General features: G+C 70.9%; 16 protein-coding genes and 1 pseudogene. 8 read left to right on the forward strand and 9 right to left on the reverse strand.

Annotated elements, in window-relative coordinates:
• Window positions 1–142: 142 nt before the first annotated feature.
• The 4 genes from P3T39_RS04460 to P3T39_RS04475 all read right to left on the reverse strand — a co-directional run bounded on the left by P3T39_RS04460 (window position 143) and on the right by P3T39_RS04475 (window position 3348).
• Window positions 143–544 carry an ATP-binding protein gene (locus tag P3T39_RS04460; RefSeq protein ID WP_280695992.1) on the reverse strand — a complete coding sequence of 134 codons (402 nt, stop codon included), beginning with the start codon at window positions 542–544 and terminating at the stop codon, window positions 143–145.
• 371 nt (window positions 545–915) lie between these two features.
• The gene (locus P3T39_RS04465) at window positions 916–1554 is read right to left on the reverse strand and encodes a carbonic anhydrase (protein WP_280695993.1); all 639 of its coding nucleotides are present in this window, start codon (window positions 1552–1554) and stop codon (window positions 916–918) included.
• Window positions 1555–1791: 237 nt separating this feature from the next.
• Window positions 1792–2250: a MarR family transcriptional regulator gene (locus P3T39_RS04470; protein ID WP_280695994.1), complete on the reverse strand. Its 459-nt coding sequence runs from the start codon at window positions 2248–2250 to the stop codon at window positions 1792–1794.
• Between the two features lie 120 nt (window positions 2251–2370).
• Window positions 2371–3348: a zinc-binding dehydrogenase gene (locus tag P3T39_RS04475; RefSeq protein WP_280695995.1), complete on the reverse strand. Its 978-nt coding sequence runs from the start codon at window positions 3346–3348 to the stop codon at window positions 2371–2373.
• 296 nt (window positions 3349–3644) lie between these two features.
• On the opposite strand from P3T39_RS04475, the gene P3T39_RS04480 reads away from it, so the two are divergent.
• From P3T39_RS04480 to P3T39_RS04490, 3 genes are all read left to right on the forward strand, one after another.
• Window positions 3645–4355, forward strand: coding sequence for an urease subunit gamma (locus P3T39_RS04480; protein WP_280695996.1), 711 nt, complete (start codon window positions 3645–3647; stop codon window positions 4353–4355).
• A 79-nt stretch (window positions 4356–4434) separates the two neighbouring features.
• Window positions 4435–6159: an urease subunit alpha gene (locus P3T39_RS04485; RefSeq protein ID WP_280695997.1), complete on the forward strand. Its 1725-nt coding sequence runs from the start codon at window positions 4435–4437 to the stop codon at window positions 6157–6159.
• A 66-nt stretch (window positions 6160–6225) separates the two neighbouring features.
• Window positions 6226–7263, forward strand: coding sequence for an agmatine deiminase family protein (locus P3T39_RS04490; RefSeq protein WP_280695999.1), 1038 nt, complete (start codon window positions 6226–6228; stop codon window positions 7261–7263).
• A gap of 242 nt (window positions 7264–7505) precedes the next feature.
• Here the strand turns inward: P3T39_RS04490 and P3T39_RS04495 are convergent, their stop codons facing one another.
• The gene (locus P3T39_RS04495) at window positions 7506–7880 is read right to left on the reverse strand and encodes a hypothetical protein (protein WP_280696000.1); all 375 of its coding nucleotides are present in this window, start codon (window positions 7878–7880) and stop codon (window positions 7506–7508) included.
• A 241-nt stretch (window positions 7881–8121) separates the two neighbouring features.
• Between P3T39_RS04495 and P3T39_RS04500 the strand changes: the two genes are divergently transcribed.
• On the forward strand, window positions 8122–9573 hold the full coding sequence (locus P3T39_RS04500) for an amidase (RefSeq protein ID WP_280696001.1): 1452 nt from the start codon (window positions 8122–8124) through the stop codon (window positions 9571–9573).
• A gap of 80 nt (window positions 9574–9653) precedes the next feature.
• On the opposite strand, the pseudogene P3T39_RS04505 reads toward P3T39_RS04500, so the two are convergent.
• Both P3T39_RS04505 and P3T39_RS04510 read right to left on the reverse strand, forming a co-directional pair.
• Window positions 9654–10648: pseudogene (locus tag P3T39_RS04505) on the reverse strand (IS701 family transposase); the annotation flags it as partial.
• Window positions 10649–10726: 78 nt separating this feature from the next.
• Window positions 10727–11287 carry a TetR family transcriptional regulator gene (locus P3T39_RS04510; protein ID WP_280696002.1) on the reverse strand — a complete coding sequence of 187 codons (561 nt, stop codon included), beginning with the start codon at window positions 11285–11287 and terminating at the stop codon, window positions 10727–10729.
• An 83-nt stretch (window positions 11288–11370) separates the two neighbouring features.
• Here P3T39_RS04510 and P3T39_RS04515 point away from each other — a divergent pair, with 83 nt between their 5' ends.
• A complete protein-coding gene (locus tag P3T39_RS04515; RefSeq protein ID WP_280696004.1) occupies window positions 11371–12225 on the forward strand; it encodes a patatin-like phospholipase family protein in 855 nt (284 codons plus the stop codon).
• 866 nt (window positions 12226–13091) lie between these two features.
• On the opposite strand, the gene P3T39_RS04520 is transcribed toward P3T39_RS04515, so the two are convergent.
• Complete coding sequence (locus tag P3T39_RS04520; protein WP_280696006.1) at window positions 13092–13757, reverse strand: TetR family transcriptional regulator; 666 nt, start codon at window positions 13755–13757, stop codon at window positions 13092–13094.
• Between the two features lie 108 nt (window positions 13758–13865).
• On the opposite strand from P3T39_RS04520, the gene P3T39_RS04525 reads away from it, so the two are divergent.
• The 3 genes from P3T39_RS04525 (at window position 13866) to P3T39_RS04535 (ending at window position 16025) form a co-directional block, all read left to right on the forward strand.
• Entirely contained in the window at window positions 13866–14291 is a 426-nt protein-coding gene (locus P3T39_RS04525) for a nuclear transport factor 2 family protein (RefSeq protein ID WP_280696008.1), read from the forward strand.
• Window positions 14288–15526: an MFS transporter gene (locus P3T39_RS04530; protein WP_280696010.1), complete on the forward strand. Its 1239-nt coding sequence runs from the start codon at window positions 14288–14290 to the stop codon at window positions 15524–15526. The genes P3T39_RS04525 and P3T39_RS04530 overlap by 4 nt, the downstream gene beginning before the upstream one ends.
• 346 nt (window positions 15527–15872) lie before the next feature.
• Entirely contained in the window at window positions 15873–16025 is a 153-nt protein-coding gene (locus P3T39_RS04535) for a hypothetical protein (RefSeq protein WP_280696011.1), read from the forward strand.
• A 195-nt stretch (window positions 16026–16220) separates the two neighbouring features.
• Here the strand turns inward: P3T39_RS04535 and P3T39_RS04540 are convergent, their stop codons facing one another.
• Entirely contained in the window at window positions 16221–16373 is a 153-nt protein-coding gene (locus tag P3T39_RS04540) for a hypothetical protein (protein WP_280696012.1), read from the reverse strand.
• Window positions 16374–16466: the final 93 nt, after the last annotated feature.

Here is a 16466-nt window from a genome sequence, read left to right on the forward strand (position 1 = left end):
GACCGGCGGGTCGCTCGAACTTGGGCAGGTGGTTGGCGGTGCTCCCTGGAACAGGCGGCCTGCGGTGCACCGTCCAGGGATGTGAGGATCTGATGTGACCTCGGCCGTGGACTGCTCGGGGTGCGGGTTCCGGAGAGGGCGTTCAGGGGGTGGCGAGCTCGAACCAGGTGACCTTGCCGTCCCCGCGCAGCTGCACCCCCCAGTCGTCGGCGAGCGCCTCCACCAGCAGCAGCCCGCGGCCCGAGGTCGCGTACTCCGCCGGGGCGCGGCGGCCGGGCAACCGGGCTGTGCCGTCCTGCACCTCGATGCGCAGCCGCTGCTCGGCGGTCAGGACGGCATCGAAGACCGCCCCTCTGCCGGTGTGCACCAGCGCGTTGGTGACCAGCTCGGAGGTGAGCAGCTCGGCGGTGTCCGCGAGCTCGGGCACCCCCCAGCGGCTCAGCGCGGCACGCAGCCGGTGCCGCACCGCGCTGACCGCGACCAGGTCGGCCGGATCCAGTGCGGCATGGAGTCTGCGGTGCAGGGCGCAGCCCGGCTCGTGCACCGGCGGCAGACCCCCGTCGTTACCTCTCCCGATGGGTGTGACCGTGTCACTGTTCGAAGCCGTCCGCTGGCGCGGAAACCTCGCCTGACCATCCATCACCGTACGCCCCCACCTTTGTCCGGACGGCCAGCCACCGCGTCCCCCATCGGTCGGGCCGTCCCTCTTTCTGCCGACCATCCTCATGCCCAGCAGCCGCCGTTCGCAACAGTGCGTAGGCGGTCACCTGGTGTGAAACGGGAGCTCGAAGGCTCCCGAGTGATCCTTTTGGCGGCCTGTGGGAGGTTTGCGCGGGCGGGGTACGGTTCCTGACCACCTTTCAGTTCGATTCGGACGGCGTCACGGGGCCTCGTCACCATCGTCGCGGTGCTGCGTCACCGCTCCGGCGTCGAGAACGTCACCGAGCCCGTGTCGAGCGAGTAGTAGGCCCCGACGACATCCAGCTTCCCCGCCGCGATCAGCGGGCGGAGCACCCGGTCCGCGCGCAGTCGGATCACGGTCTGGCGGGTCTGGGCCCGGATGGTCGCCTCGACCAGCCGCTCGTCCGGGAGGCCGAGACGGCAGGCCTCCTCGTAGGGGGCGCGCAGGTCGCGGACGATGTCCGCGAGGTGGCCCGGCAGCCGCTCGCCGTCGCGGAAGGACTTCACGGCAGCGGTCACCGCACCGCACCGCTGGTGGCCGAGGACGACCAGCAGCTTGGCGTCCAGCTCGGTCGGGCCGTACTCCAGGCTGCCGGTGACCAGACCGTCGTGGGTGTGGGCGGCGGTCCGCACCACCATCAGATCGCCGAGGCCCTGGTCGAAGACCAGCTCCGGTGGGACGCGGGAGTCGATGCAGGAGAAGACGACCGCGAAAGGCTCCTGCCGGCTCGCCACCTCGGAGCGGCGGGCCAGGCTCGCATCGGGCCGGGTGACACGGTCGCCGACCCAGTTGTCGTTTCCGGCCCTCAGCCGCGCCAGCGCCTGGGCCGGGGTGTCCGCCGGGCCGGCCGCGCCGCCGGCCCCCGTCGTCATTCTCCTTTGCGAGGCCGGACTCTCCGAGGCCGCGTACGCCGGGGAGGCCCCGACGCTCGTCGCCACGGCCGCCATTGCCAGGGTGCCCGCCCTGAGCAGACTCCGCCGGTCCGTCATCGCCGTTCTCCCGCCTACCGCCTACCGCCTACCGCCTACCGCCTACCGCACGTACGCGCCACCCGGGCGGTGGGAGGTCACTCTAGCGGGATGCGGGAGGCGCTTTGCTCACTTCTGCACTCACTTCTGCAGTACGGAAGTTGCCCGTTGGAGAAAGGAACGGAAGCGGTCGCGTTCGGACTCGTCAAAGGCTGTCCAGAGCACCGCCTCGATCCCGACCGCTCGCGCGTCGGCCTCTGCCACCGCCGCCCGCCCGGCCTCGCTGAGCCTCGTCACCAGCACCTTCCCGTGCAGTTCGGAGGGCTCGCGCTCGATCAGACCCTTGGACTCCAGATTGGCCAGGACGCCCGCCATGGTCTGCGGGGTGACAGCCGCCCCGCGCGCCAGCTGGGCACCCGACATCTCCGACCGTTCCGTCAACTGCAGCAGCACCGCGTACTGCGGCACCGTCAGGTCGAGATCGCGCAGCGCGTCGGCCTTGGCCGCCATCATGGCCTGCTCGGCCTGCTTGATCGCGAGCCCCAGGCGCAGCTGGGCACCCTTGGAGCCGGCGAGCAGTTCGGCGGGGTCGGTGGTCATGAGCCGGTGTCTCTCCTTCGCTTGCACCGGCGTCCGAGCCGGCCGGTCGGGCCCCGGAACGGGCCCCGACCAGTATGGCCGTACCCGCCCGGCCGGCCCGGACGGCCGGTGCGGCGGGGCTCAGCGCACCCGCAGGACGTACTTGCCGCTCGCCGTGCGCCCCTCCAGCTGCCGGTGCGCCTCGGCGACACCGTCCCAGCCGATCTCCTCGACGTCCAGGGACAGGGTGCCGTCGGCGACCAGCCGCAGGCCCTCCTCCAGATGCGCGCGGAGCAGGTCGGGGCGGCGGGCCAGGACTCCGCCCAGGTTGTAGCCGGCGAGCGTGAAGCTGTCGTACCAGACCTGGTTGGCGCCCAGGTCGAGATCCCGGTCGGCGGCGTTGCCGATCACCACATGCCGCCCGAGCACCGCGAGCAGCCCCCTGACCTGCTCGCGCGGCTCTCCGCCGACCGAGTCGACCACGACGTCGAATCCGTGACCATCAGTCAGCTCGCTTGTCCGGTCGGCGAGTTCGCCGTAGGTGACGGCCAGGTCGTAGCCGCCCTCGACGGCCCGGGCGGCGCGCTCGGCGGTGCTCGCGGCACCGACCACCAGGGCAGCGCCGTACGCACGGGCGAGCCGTCCGAGCAGCAGCCCGAGACCGCCCGAGGCACCGAGCACCAGGACACGGTCGCCGGTCGCGATGCGGGCCGCGCCGCGCAGGGTGCCGACGGCGGTGGCCGCATTGCAGACCGCTCCGGCGGCCAGCAGCGGGCTGAGCCCGGCGAGTTCACCCTCCAGCGGGACGGTGGTCACCGCGCCCGCGACGACGCGCTCGGCGTTGCCGCCGAAGCCGAAGGGCAGGGCGGCCACCTGCTGGCCGATCCGCAACCCGGTGACGCCCTCGCCGAGTTCGGCGACCGTACCGGCCACCTCAAGCCCCGGCACGGCGGGCAGCGCCAGCGGGAACTGCCCACGGCGGAACATAACATCGGCGAAGTGCACCCCGGCATGACTGACGTCGATGGCGACCTCGCCCGCGCCAGGCTGCGGTGCGGGCACCTCGGCGATCTCCAGGACCTCGGGTCCACCGGTGCGGGTGTAACGGACAGCGCGCACGGCTGCGCTCCTCACGACTCGGACTGACTCAACCCCCTGCACCTGCCCAGCTCCACGCAACCTCCGCGCCAACCGGGCATCACAAGGCACCTTCTTTATATCAGGTACCTTACACATGCTCGCCACCGAATACTCGATTGCGACATCCGGCGCGCCGATCGCTTCGCGGCGGGCAACGCTGGACATGGCGGCCCGGCCCAGGTTCAATGGCCGGAGAGTTGTTTGAACGTCGTTCTAACCACTCCGACCGACCATCCCGACACCGGCTCCACCGGCCACCCCGCGAGCGAGGCACCGTGCGACTGACCCCCACCGAACGGGACCGGCTGCTGATCTTCACAGCGGCCGAACTGGCCCGCGCCAGGCGCGCCCGAGGCGTCCGCCTCAACGTTCCCGAGGCCACCGCCCTGATCGCCGACACCGTCTGCGAGGCCGCCCGCGACGGACGTCGCCTCGCGGAGGCCATCGAGGCCGGGCGCAGCGTGCTCACCGCCGCCGATGTGCTGCCGGGTGTGCCGGACGTGGTCACCGTCGTCCAGGTGGAGGCCGTCTTCGACGACGGCACCCGGCTCGCCGTCGTGAACGACCCCTTCCAGGGCGCCGGATCGCTGGGCGACGAGGCCCCCGGTGCCGCGCTGATCGGCGAGGGCACGGGCTACGACCCGATCGAGGAGACGGTCGTCCTCTCCGTCCACAACACCTCGGCGGTACCGATCTCGGTCACCTCGCACTTCCACTTCTTCGAGGCCAACCCGCGCCTGGCCTTCGATCGCGAGGCCGCCTACGGCACCCACCTGGCCGTCCCGGCCGGCTCCTCGGTGCGCTTCGACCCGGGCGCCACCGTGGAGGTCGGGCTGGTCCCGATCGGTGGCGAGCGCGTGGCCATCGGCTTCGCCGGCCTGGTGGACGGCCCGCTGGACGCACCCGGTGCCCGCGACGCCGCACTGGCGAAGGCCCGCGCGACCGGGTACCTGACCAGCTTCGACGATGCGGAGATCGAGTCATGAGTCCCCGTACCGTCCGACCTTCCGACCCCCTCGACTGCCCGATGGCGGGAGCGATGAACAAGCAAAGCGAGGCGGGAGTATGACCGCGATCACCCCTCACGACTACATCTCCGTCCACGGCCCCCGCGCGGGCGACCGGATCCGGCTCGGCGACAGCGGTCTGATCGTCCGGGTCGAATCCGACTCGCAGGCGCCCGGTGAGGAGTTCCTGGCCGGCTTCGGCAAGACCGCGCGGGACGGGCTGCACCTGAAGGCCGCCGCCGTCCGCGACACCTGCGACGTGGTGATCAGCAACGTGCTGGTGATCGACGCGATCCAGGGCATCCGCAAGACCTCGATCGGCATCCGGGACGGCCGGATCGTCTCGATCGGCCGGGCGGGCAACCCGGACACCCTGGACGGCATCGACGTGGTCGTCGGCACCGGCACCACGATCGTCTCCGGCGAGGGCATGATCGCCACCGCGGGTGCCATCGACACCCACGTCCACCTGCTGTCACCGCGCATCATGGAGGCCTCGCTGGCCTCCGGTGTGACCACGATCATCGGCCAGGAGTTCGGCCCGGTCTGGGGCGTCGGCGTCAACTCGCCCTGGGCGCTGCGGCATGCCTTCAACGCCTTCGACGCCTGGCCGGTCAACATCGGCTTCCTGGGCCGCGGTTCGTCCTCCGACGCCGCCCCGCTGGTCGAGGCGCTCGTCGAGGGCGGTGCCTCGGGCTTCAAGGTGCACGAGGACATGGGCGCGCACACCCGCGCCCTGGACACCGCGCTGCGGGTCGCCGAGGAGCACGACGTCCAGGTCGCCCTGCACACCGACGGCCTGAACGAGTGCCTCTCGGTCGAGGACACCCTCTCCGTCCTGGAGGGGCGCACCATCCACGCCTTCCACATCGAGGGCTGCGGCGGCGGGCACGTCCCCAACGTCCTGAAGATGGCGGGCGTCGAGAACGTCATCGGCTCCTCCACCAATCCCACCCTCCCGTTCGGCCGGGACGCGCTGGGCGAGCACTTCGACATGATCGTCTCCGCCCACGACCTCAAGGTCGACCTGCCCGGCGACGCCAAGATGGCCCGCGACCGCATCCGGGCCGGGACGATGGGCGCCGAGGACGTCCTGCACGACCTCGGGGTCATCGGCATCACCTCCTCCGACGCCCAGGGCATGGGCCGGGCCGGCGAGACCGTCCGCCGCACCTTCGCGATGGCCGGCAAGATGAAGGCCGAACTCGGCCCGCTGGACGGTTCCGGCTCGTACGGGACGACGGAGAGCGGCGACGACAACGAGCGCGTACTGCGCTACATCGCCAAGCTGACCATCAACCCCGCCATCGCCCACGGCCTCGCCCACGAGGTCGGCTCGATCGAGGTCGGCAAGCTGGCCGACATCGTGCTCTGGCGGCCCGACCACTTCGGCGCCAAGCCGCAGTTGGTGCTCAAGGCCGGGTTCCCCGCGTACGGCGTGGTCGGCGACCCGAACGCCTCCACCGACCGCTGCGAACCCCTCGTACTGGGGCCGCAGTTCGGCGCGCACGGCGCCACCGCGGCGGACATCTCGGTCGCGTTCGTCGCCCAGGCCGCCGCCGAGGGCTCCTACCTCGACCGTGCCGCCGACCAACTCCCCACCCGCAGGCGGCGCGTGGGCGTGCGGAACACCCGTGGGATCGGCCCGCGCGACATGGTCCGCAACGCCCGGATCGGCCATGTCGAGGTCGAGGCCGACACCGGCCTGGTCTCCCTGGACGGCTCCCCGCTGCGCTCCGCACCGGCCGACAGCGTCTCCCTCAGCCGCCTGTACTTCCTCTGACCCCTCCGGCTTCCTCCGACTCCCTCCGGCTTCCTCCAGGCCCCCACCGCTTAGGACTCGACCCTCATGACGACTCCCGCTTCCCTCGGTTTCAGGATGCCCGCCGAGTGGCACCCGCACGAGCGCACCTGGATGGCGTTCCCGACCGACAACCAGACCTTCGACACCCCGGAGGACCTGCACGCCGCCCGCGAGGCGTGGGCCAAGGTCGCCAACACCATCGTCCGGTACGAGCCGGTCACGATGATCGTCAACGTCGGCGAGAGCGAGGCCGCCCGCCGGTACGTCTCCGCCGAGGTCGAGCTGGTCGAACGCCCGCTGGACGACGCCTGGATGCGCGACATCGGCCCCACCTTCCTGGTCAACGGCAAGGGTGAACTCGCGGCCACCGACTGGGTGTTCAACGGCTGGGGCGCACAGTCCTGGGCCCGCTGGGACAACGACCAGCACATCGCCGAGAAGATCACCGAGCTGACGGGCGTCCAGCGCTTCGCCTCCGAGCTGATCAACGAGGGCGGCGGCATCCACGTCGACGGCGAGGGCACCGTCCTGGTCACCGAGACCGTCCAGCTCGGCGAGGGCCGCAACTTCGACTGGACCAAGGAGGCCGTCGAGGCCGAGCTGCACGCCCAGCTCGGCACCACCAAGGCCATCTGGCTCCCGCGTGGACTCACCCGCGACTACGACGAGTTCGGCACCCGCGGCCACATCGACATCGTCGCCTCCTTCATCCGCCCCGGCGTCGTCGTGGCCCACGTCCAGCCCGACCCGTCCCACCCCGACCACGAGGTGTGCAAGGAGCTCGTCACCATCCTCCGCACCTCCACCGACGCGGCCGGCCGCCAGCTGGAGGTCGTCGAACTCCCCGCCCCCACCGTCCTGGAGGACGAGGAGGGCGAGCCCGTCGACTACTCCTACATCAACCACTACGTCGCCAACGGCGCCGTCATCCTCTGCGCCTTCAACGACCCGCGCGACCAGGTCGCCGCCACCGTCCTCGGCGACGCCTACCCCGACCGCAAGGTCGAACTCGTCGACGCCCGCGAGATCTTCGCCAACGGCGGCGGCATCCACTGCATCACGCAGCAGCAGCCGAAGGCGTGACATAGATCGAGGTCAGGCCCCCCGACCTGCTCTTCCACCTCGAACGAACCCGAGTGAATCTGTCGGATCCGACCTGGACGACGGTGACCGACACGTCGCCCTGCTCGTGGGGAGGAAGAGGTGGCGGGGGACGGCCTGGGCCGCCTTCCGCCACTCGGGGGCCACGTCGTGGCCGAGGGTGTCGCGGACGGCCTGGAGCAGGCCGCGCACGGCGGCCTGCTCCGGCTTGTGCTCAACCGTCACTACTTGTCCTTGCCCTTGTCGTGCTTGCCGCCGCTGCTGCCGGACTGGTGGTCCTTGTTCGGCGCGTCCTTGCCGAAGTCCTTGTTGCCGGAGGAGTGTTTGCCGTCGCCTCCGTCGTTACCGCCGGAGCTGCCTCCGCTGCTTCCGCCCTTACCGGTTCCCCAACCCATTGCGGTCTCCTTCGAGTCGATGGTGATGGTCGTCAGCTGGTGGTGGTCTTGGTGGGCCTCGCGCAGCTTCGCGCGGGGGCCGGTTCCGCGTCCGAGGGCACCTCCGGCGCATGGCAGGCGGGCCGATCGGGAGAAGTGGATCACGATGGGCCGCAGCCTCTGCCACTCGCGGTTGACCCACGCTGCGGAGAAGGGCGCTTCCACGCCGGTGCTGATGAAGCTGTCCGGGCGTACATCGGTTCGCAGCCTCGCGAAGTACGCGCGGGTGTCCGATGAAGGTCTCCTGAACTCCCAGGCCGACACCGATCCCGCCGCATGTCGCCATCGCCGGCGGTCGGGCGATTTGTCTGTGGCCGGAGAGGAAGATGATGAGTATTGAGACGTCCATCCCGTTGTGCGAAGCGGCATTTCATGGCCTGTCCCAGAGGTGGGTACGGTCGAACGCATGGATTCGAACTTTCAGACGGCCGAGGAACTCGCGGCTGCCTTGCGTGCCGGTGACGTGACCTCGGTGGAACTGACCGACGAGGCGATCGCCCGAATCGAGCGGGACGACAAGGCGATCAACGCGATCTGCGTGCCGGACTTCGACCGTGCACGGGCCGCCGCGCGCGCTGCTGACCACGCGCGCGCCGGCGGTGAGGACCGGCCGCTGCTCGGCATTCCGGTGACAGTGAAGGAGTCCTACAACGTCGCCGGGCTGCCCACGACCTGGGGCATGCCGCTGCACCGGGACTACGTGCCGGCCGAGGACGCGGTGCAGGTGTCGCGGCTCAAGGCCGCGGGCGCGGTGGTGCTCGGTAAGACCAATGTGCCGTTGGGGCTGCAGGACGTGCAGAGCTTCAACGAGATCTACGGCACCACCAATAACCCGTGGGACCACGGTCGCACGCCGGGTGGGTCCTCCGGTGGATCGGCGGCGGCCCTGGCGTCCGGATTCGGCGCGCTGTCCATCGGCTCCGACATCGGCGGTTCGCTGCGCACGCCCGCACATTTCTGCGGTGTCTACGCACACAAGCCGACACTCGGGCTGGCGGCGGTCCGGGGGATGGTCCCGCCGCCCGCTCCGGCACTGCCGGTCGACCTCGACCTCGCCGTGGTCGGTCCGATGGCGCGCTCTGCCCGTGACCTCACGCTCCTGCTCGACGTGATGGCCGGGCCGGACCCGCTGACGCACGGCGTGGCCTACGACCTGCGGCTGCCGCCGGCGCGTCACGAGGAGCTCCGCGACTTCAGGGTCCTGGTCATCGAGGACCATCCGCTCATGGCGACCGGATCCGCCGTGCGGGCGGGCGTCAACCGCGTGGCCGACGCGCTGGCCGACGGCGGGGCGCGCGTCGAACGGCACAGCGCGCTGCTCCCCGACCTGAGCGAAGCCGCGACGCTCTACATGCAGTTGCTCGTGTCGAGCTCCGTCGCACGCTTTCCCGTCGAAGCGCGCGAGCAGGTGCAGACCCGTGTGGCCGGGCTGAGCATGGACGACCAAAGCCTCGACGCGGCGCGGCTGCGCGGCATGGTGCTCAGCCATAGCGACTGGGTCGAGGTGAACGGCCGTCGCGAGCTCCACCGCCACGGCTGGCGGCAGCTCTTCGCCGAGTTCGACGTCGTGGTGTGCCCCGTCACACCCACTCCGGCGTTCCCGCACGACCACCGTCCCAGTCCGCTGGAACGCCGGATCGACGTCGACGGTGTCGAGTACCCGTACTTCGACCAACTCGTCTGGGCCGGTCTGGCCACCATGCCCGGCCTACCCGCCACCGCCGTACCAGCGGGCCGGTCCCCCGAGGGCCTGCCGGTGGGAGTGCAGCTCATCGGTCCGATGTTCGAGGACCGCACCCCGCTGCGGCTGGCCGAACTGCTCGAGCAGAAGATCGGCGGCTTCCAGGCACCGAAGTAGGGCGTACTACCGGGTGTCCGTCGAGGACGAGGCGCGGACCACGACGAGATCCTCCGAATGCGCGCAGCCGCTGCCCGGAACGCGAATGTCACCCGCCTCGCGTAGCGGCGGACCTGGTGCTCGTCCAGTCCGGCCAGGCCCTTTCCGGACTGGAACGTCTCCTCCACTCGCCACCTTGATCCAGCGACCCGGACCAGGGTCGCCAGTGGCACCGGTTGGGGCGCGTAGCAGTGGTAGTAGGCGAGTTCGCCGGTGGTGCGGTTTCAGCGAATCAGCAGGTGGCGGTGGCCGGGGGCAGTGCTGGGTAGGTCGATGTAGGCCCAGTCGTAGAAGCGTTGCCCCTTGGCTCCGGCGCCGGCAGACAGCTTCTGCCACGCCCGCTTGGGGAGCTCCTTGGCCAGGGCATCCGAGCGGGACTTCCCGGCCTGGGTGGTGACTTCGTGGGTTCGGGCCACCGCGAGCACGTAACCGGTACCGCGTGCCTCCAGGGCGGCGCGCAGTTTCGGGTTGCCGCCGTAGACCTCGTCGCCGGCGACCCAGGAGGCGTGGTGGCCGGCTTCCAGGAACCGGGTGATCATGCGGGCTGCCAGTTCGGGTTTGGTCGCGAACGCGGTGTCCGGGGAGAGCCCGGCCGCCTGGCAGCGGTCGGGCTGGTCGGTCCACGAGCGCGGGATGTACAGCTCCCGGTCCACTGCGGCATGACCGCGCCGGCCTGCGTAGACCAGGTAGACGGCGACTTGGGAGTTTTCGATTCTCCCTGCTGCGCCGGTGTACTGGCGCTGGACGCCGACCGTATGGCTGCACTTCTTCACGTCGCCGGTCTCGTCGACCACGAGTACCGCCTGGTCGTCGTGCAGGTGCTCGGCCACGTAGTCGCGCAGGTCGTCGCGGACGGCGTCGGCGTCCCACTTGGCCCGGTTCAGCAGGTGTTGCATGCCGTCCGGGGTGGCCTCCCCGGCCCACTCGGCGATGGTCCAGCAGTTCTTGCGGGGCAGATCCGAGAGCAGGCCGAGCACCAACCGCCTTGTCCGTCGGCGGGGTTCACCCGCGTGAACCGGCCAGCGATCCGGTCCATCAGGGTCTCGAATGCCTCCTGCCAGCGGGCAGGGTCTGCGCTGCTACCTGAGGTCACCGCGTGATCGTTTGCCTTCATTCAATGCCGGAGGAGTTCGCAGAAGCGGTCCAGGGCAAGGTCAGTGCGGCGGCGGTCCCCGGTGGTCGTGAGATCGAACAGCAGGCCCCGCATGACGGCCATGACCAGCGTGGGAGTGACGGTGTCGTCAGGGTCGGTGGCGATGTCGCGGATCGTGGCGCCGAGGGTGTCGAACCAGCCCGTGATCGCCTCGGCCTGGTCCGGGTAGTTCTCGGGGTGAGCCAGGCCGTCGGCGTGCACCTCGAAGATCAGCCGGACGTACGGGGCGCGCTCAGGTGCGCTGATCCAGGCCCAGATGCCGCGCAGGTGTTCCTCCGCAGAGGCTGCCTGCGCCGGGAGGTTCTCGGCCAGCCGTGTCGCACCGCGGCGGCGGGCCTCGGCAAGGACGGCAGATACCAACTCCTGCTTGCTGCCGAAGTCGTAGAGCAGCATCCGCGGGCTGGTATCGAGAGCTGCGGCCAGCGGCCTCAGGCTCAACCCGGCCAGGCCGTGTGCCAGTACGTAGTCGGTCGCCCGCGCCAGCGTGGCCTCCCGTCGGGCGGGATCTGGGGGTCGCCCCACGGTGGATCATCCTCTCGGTACTGCGGACTTGAGCCTGCATCAGTATATGGTACGACTGTTTCAACAATGGGAAGGAGACAGTCATGCACACACTCGACCGGGCACTCGCACTGGGCGCCGGAGGCCCCGTTGGTGCGGCCTGGATGGCCGGACTGGCCTGCGGACTGCGCCGCGGCGGAGTGGATCTCAGCAATGCCGATCTGATCGTCGGCACGTCGACTGGCGCGATCATCGGCGCAGTACTGGCCACCGGTCAGGACCCCGACCGACTCGCCACCCCAGTACGCCCCGCCGACACCAACAGCACCCCGCCCCAGGTGGACGGGCGCCGGCTGGGCGAGGCGTTCGCCGTGCTCGGCAATGCCGCCTCAAACCCAGCCGAGGCCTGGCGCCGAGTGGGCCAGATCGCGCTCGCTGCCGAAACCGGCCCCGAGCAGGCACATGTCACCCGGATGCGCGCCATGGCCGGCACAGACCATTGGCCGGACCGGAAGCTGCTCATCACCGCGATGGACGCTGAGACCGGCGAGCAGGAGGTCTTCGACCGCGCGAGTGGCGCACCGCTGCCCTCCGCCGTGGCGGCAAGCACGGCCTTCCCGGGCATCTACCCACCGATCACCATCAACGGCCGCCGATACATGGACGGCTCCCTGCGGTCGGCAACCAACGCCGCACTCGCGGCCGGAGCCCGCACGCTCGTCGTGATCGACCCGCAGGCGCACCTGTTTCCCCGGGAGTTGCTCCAGCAGGAGCTGGCGGTCGCCGCGGCGCACACAGTGGTGACCATCGAGCCCGATCCGGCATCAATACGCGCATTCGGCTCGGACCTGAATGACCGGACGGCTTGGGAACCGGCCTACCAGGCGGGCCTTCGCCAAGCCACCGATGCCGCAGAGCAGCTCCGCCTCGCGTGGAAGACCGGATCCGACATGGACTGAGCGTCCGCCCGTAGACTGGTCAATGACCACCGACGCCATGGCGCGAGTCACGATCGCGGCCACCGCCAGCGCGGTGCCGAGTCCCGGGAGGGTGGGGCGTGGACGTGGTGGCGTCGGCCAAGCAGGGCGGCGCCGGCTGCGAGGACCGCGACGGGGTCAGCCTCCCCAGGACGTGTCCGCCAGGGTGAAGACAGGCGCAGGGGCTGCGCTCCGGTCCACGGGTGCGGAATCACCCCAGCTGGTGTCCGCGACGCGTCGCTGGGGGCCGGGTGACGAGTGGCCAACGGTCAGGGCCGTTGCGACCAGCAGGGCAGCGCCCGTAACGGCTATGACAATCCGTCGGGCGATCCGCGCGCGTGCAGGCATGGGGCACCCCTTTCACTGCTCGGGGAAGGTGGGCGAGATCCAGATGATCTCGTGGACCAGTGTTCGCCCACGGTCAGTGCAAGTTCAAGTGCTTCCGCCTTTTCATCGCCGATCTTCCCGGAGTGACAGTTCCTTGAGCTGGGTAAAAGTGGGCGATTCAGGCATACCTGACGTGCAGCAACTTCTCACACAAGAAGCTCGGCCCCAGCCTGGCCGGCGCCGATCCGTATCGGCCGGGCTGCCGTCGGACTCTGAGCACTCCCGCCGCCTTTCGTTGGCAGAGGCACTTTCAAACACTCGGTGGCCCGCTCCTCGCGCAGGCGGCTGCGATCCCTGCCGAGACGCAAAAGCCGGTGAATGCCTGTCAGCTCGCCCAGCCAGGCCACGCCGAAGGGGCGGTCGAGTGGCCACGGGCGCAGATTCGGACTCTCGGGACTGCCCGTCATGGCCTCACCAGACGTCTCGGTGCGACTCTGCCCTGCGTCAGCCCTGCGCTGCTCTCAGGAAGCCGTTGGCGTGTGCTGGTCGCGCAGTTCCTCGCGCCCCTCGGGGGCTGCCCCCTCGGGCCCCGGGTCCGCGCCTTCGTCACGGCCGGTGAGGCGGCGGGCCGCCGTGCGGATGGACTCGCGCAGGCGGGTCCCGTCGGCCTCGGTCTCGCCGACGAGCATGCGGCGCAGCTGGGGCACCGCCGAGGACCAGCCGGCGAGTGCGCTGATGATGAAAACCAGGTCCTGCGGCGGCAGGATCGGCTTGAGGGTGCCGCTGCGCTGCGCGGTCTCGAAGCGTGCCGCCTTCGCCTGGTAGTGCTCCTTGCGCTGCCGCTCATGGGGGATCTCGCCCTGGCCGTACTCCAGCCCCTCCCAGAGCAGCAGCCTGAGCAGTTCGGGGTGGGCGGCGTGGTACTCGATCAGGCGGTCGACGTAGGCATCCGGGTCCTCGGCATCGACGGGGACGGCGGCGGCGAGGTCGAGCAGCGCCTGCTCCAGGACCTGGCCGAAGAGCTGCGCCTTGTCGCCGAAGTAGGCGTAGATGAGCTGCTTGTTGGCCTTGGCCTCGCGCGCGATGCGGTCGATCCGGGCGCCCGCGATGCCGTGGGCGGCGAACTCGGCGGTGGCCGCCGCGAAGATGCGCGCCTTGGTGGCCTCGGGATCCCTGGTTCCTGCCATGAGGACAGGATAGCCGCCAACCAACTGGTTGGTTGACAGTTGCCCGCCGCCCCTGCGAAGGTTCTAACCAACCGGTTGGTTAGAACCTTCGCCGCATCTGGAGTCCCCATGTCCGCGCCCACTCCCGCCCCCACCCCCGCTCTCGCCGTCCCCGCCTCCGTCGCCGCGTTCTTCGACGGCTCCCGCTCCGGTGACCCGGACGTCTGGGCGGCGCCCTTCGCCCCGGATGCCGAGTACCACGACCCTGTCGGGTCCCCCGTGCTCGCCGGCCGGGCCGCGATCCGGGAGCAGTTCGCGGCCGTACTACCGCTGTTCAGCAGGTTCGACGGCATCCGGCCCGACCGCGTCCACGGGACCGGGGACGAGGTCGCCGTCACCTGGCGGGGATCGGGCGAGACGCCCGACGGCCGGCCGGTCGCCTGGGAGGGCGTCAACGTCTTCACGCTCGGCGCTGACGGCCTCATCGCGCACTGCCGCGCCTACTTCGACCTCGCGTCGGTCCTCGCGCAGCTCGCGCCGGAGGTGGCCGAATGACCGCCATCGGGCAGGCCACTGTCCCGCAGGCTGCCGCCGGCCCCGAAGGCGCCGACGGAAGGCGAGTGCACCGCGAGACACCGCCCGCCGTCCTGCTGGCGGTCGTCTCGCTCTGCACCACGGTCACCGTCGCCAACGTCTACCTCGCCCAGCCGCTGCTGAGCCTGATCGCCCGAAGCCTCGGGGTGCCCGTCTCGGCCGCCGGATGGGTCGCATCCGTGGCCCAACTCGGCTACGCCACCGGCCTGTTGCTGTTCGCTCCGCTCGGTGACACGGTCTCCAGGCGCAGGCTGGTCGGCGGACTGTCGATCGCCGCCGCAGTCGCCCTGGTCGGCGCCGGAGCGGCGACCAGCCTGCCGGTCCTCGCCGCCGCGGTCTTCGCGGTGTGCGCGGCGACCGTGGTGCCGCAGCTCCTCGTACCGCTGATCGCCGAGCGGGCCCCGGCGGCGGACCGGGCCCGACAGGTGGGGATCGTGGTCGCGGGCCTGTTCGCCGGGATCGTCGCCGCCCGGGTGCTCGGCGGACTCGCCGGACAGGCGTACGGCTGGCGGGCGGTCTACTTCGGCGCGGCGGCGCTGACCCTGGCTGTCGGGCTGACCACCGCCGCACTGCTGCCCCCGGACAGCAGGACCCGCCGCCGCAGCTCGCCGCTGCGGGCGATCGCCTCCCTGCCACGGCTGCTCGCCGGTTCGGCCGAGCTGCGCACCGCCTGCCTGAGGCAGGCCGGGCTCTACGGCGGCTGGAGCGCGGTGTGGACAGCACTGGCCCTGCTGCTGACCGGACCGCACTACGGGCTCTCCACTGCCTCGGCAGGGATGTTCGGCCTGTTCGGGCTGGCCTCCTCGGTGGTGGCACCGCCGGCCGGCCGCTGGACCGGACGGCTCGGGACGACCCGGGTGGTCGCGCTGTCGTACGGGGTCGTGGCCGTCTCCCTGCTGCTGTTCTGGTGGGGCGGGCAGCGGATCGCGGCGCTGTGCGCGGGAGCGGTCCTGGTGCACGCGGGACTCGTGGCCGGCCAGGTCGCCAACCAGACCCGGGCGCTCGCGGCGACCGACACCCCGTCCACGGCCAACACCGCCTATGTCGTCTCCGCCTTTGCAGCCGGGGCCACCGCCTCCGCGCTGGCCGGAGTGGCGTTCGGCCACTGGGGCTGGCCGGGAGTGTGCGCGGTCGCGGTCCTCTGGGTCGCCGTGGGCGCGCTCGCGCCGCTACTGGCCGGCCGCCGGTCCCGCTGACCGCCCGGGGTTGGCCGGGGCGGGTTCCGTGGATGGAGGGGAAGAGGCCACCGAGCCCGTGGGCGGCCTCCCACTTCATCCATTGCCCGGCCGTCGCAGGCAAACGGCGCCCGGAGAGGCAGACGGTCGGCTCTTCTGGGGGCCTCCTCGATCGAGATTGCGATGTTGTCGGCAAGGTCGGCCGTATCGAGATCGTTCAGATCGGCGTAGTTCTCGCGGTAGTCGTCGATGGCGTTCTGGATGAGCTCGGTCAGCTGGTCGCGGTCCATCGGGTGCTTCCTCGGGACAGGGCCGCGGGGTGGCGGCCGGTGACGGGTGTCAGTCGGCCGGGGGATACGGTGCGCGCATGCGGATCTTGAGTGTGGGCTTTCGGGCGGTCGTGAGTGCGGTCCTGAACGGCGGGAGCGTCTGGCCGGCCGTGACGGTCGCGGTGGTGTCGCTGCTGGTGGCGGCCGCCGTGTTCGCTGTTCGCAGCCGACGGGGCGATCGTTCGGGCTGACGGCCGTCAGACGATCGTCAGGCGGACGCTGGTCGAGCTCGGTTGAGCGACCGTCGGACCGTTCTTCCCGTTGCGACAGGAGCGCCAACTGGCGGCTCACCCCGGTGACAACTGCGGGGTTCGGTGAGCTCGGCCCGGATCGCAGTGGAAGACCGCGACGATCGGCATCCTGGACGCGGTGGAGCCGGCCGAGGCTCACGACATCCGGAACGGCAGGCCACGCGTCACGAGCCGTTGTCCGTCGGCGAGGCTCCGGTCATGCAGGCGCTCCGCCGGCCCCTCCAGCTCCTGCGGCTTCGACGGGCGAAGAGGCACCTTCTCCACCTCACGCAACGAGAAGTCCGTCATCGTCCAGCTCGACGACCGTAGCCATGGCGGACCCGGACACCGGCCCTCCGCGCCCACGGTGCCCGGACCGCGCCCTCGTACTCGTCTGGCTCG

Source organism: Kitasatospora sp. GP82 (genome assembly GCF_029892105.1).
Taxonomy (GTDB): Bacteria; Actinomycetota; Actinomycetes; order Streptomycetales; family Streptomycetaceae; genus Kitasatospora.

Excerpts from the sequence above, each read along its gene's own strand:
- P3T39_RS04515 (WP_280696004.1), top strand. The coding sequence starts at position 11,371 with ATGCACACACTCGACCGGGCACTCGCACTGGGCGCCGGAGGCCCCGTT.
- P3T39_RS04485 (WP_280695997.1), top strand. The coding sequence starts at position 4,435 with ATGACCGCGATCACCCCTCACGACTACATCTCCGTCCACGGCCCCCGC.
- P3T39_RS04500 (WP_280696001.1), top strand. The coding sequence starts at position 8,122 with ATGGATTCGAACTTTCAGACGGCCGAGGAACTCGCGGCTGCCTTGCGT.
- P3T39_RS04535 (WP_280696011.1), top strand. The coding sequence starts at position 15,873 with ATGCGGATCTTGAGTGTGGGCTTTCGGGCGGTCGTGAGTGCGGTCCTG.
- P3T39_RS04525 (WP_280696008.1), top strand. The coding sequence starts at position 13,866 with ATGTCCGCGCCCACTCCCGCCCCCACCCCCGCTCTCGCCGTCCCCGCC.
- P3T39_RS04470 (WP_280695994.1), bottom strand. The coding sequence starts at position 2,250 with ATGACCACCGACCCCGCCGAACTGCTCGCCGGCTCCAAGGGTGCCCAG.
- P3T39_RS04490 (WP_280695999.1), top strand. The coding sequence starts at position 6,226 with ATGACGACTCCCGCTTCCCTCGGTTTCAGGATGCCCGCCGAGTGGCAC.
- P3T39_RS04465 (WP_280695993.1), bottom strand. The coding sequence starts at position 1,554 with ATGACGACGGGGGCCGGCGGCGCGGCCGGCCCGGCGGACACCCCGGCC.
- P3T39_RS04540 (WP_280696012.1), bottom strand. The coding sequence starts at position 16,373 with ATGACGGACTTCTCGTTGCGTGAGGTGGAGAAGGTGCCTCTTCGCCCG.
- P3T39_RS04520 (WP_280696006.1), bottom strand. The coding sequence starts at position 13,757 with ATGGCAGGAACCAGGGATCCCGAGGCCACCAAGGCGCGCATCTTCGCG.
- P3T39_RS04530 (WP_280696010.1), top strand. The coding sequence starts at position 14,288 with ATGACCGCCATCGGGCAGGCCACTGTCCCGCAGGCTGCCGCCGGCCCC.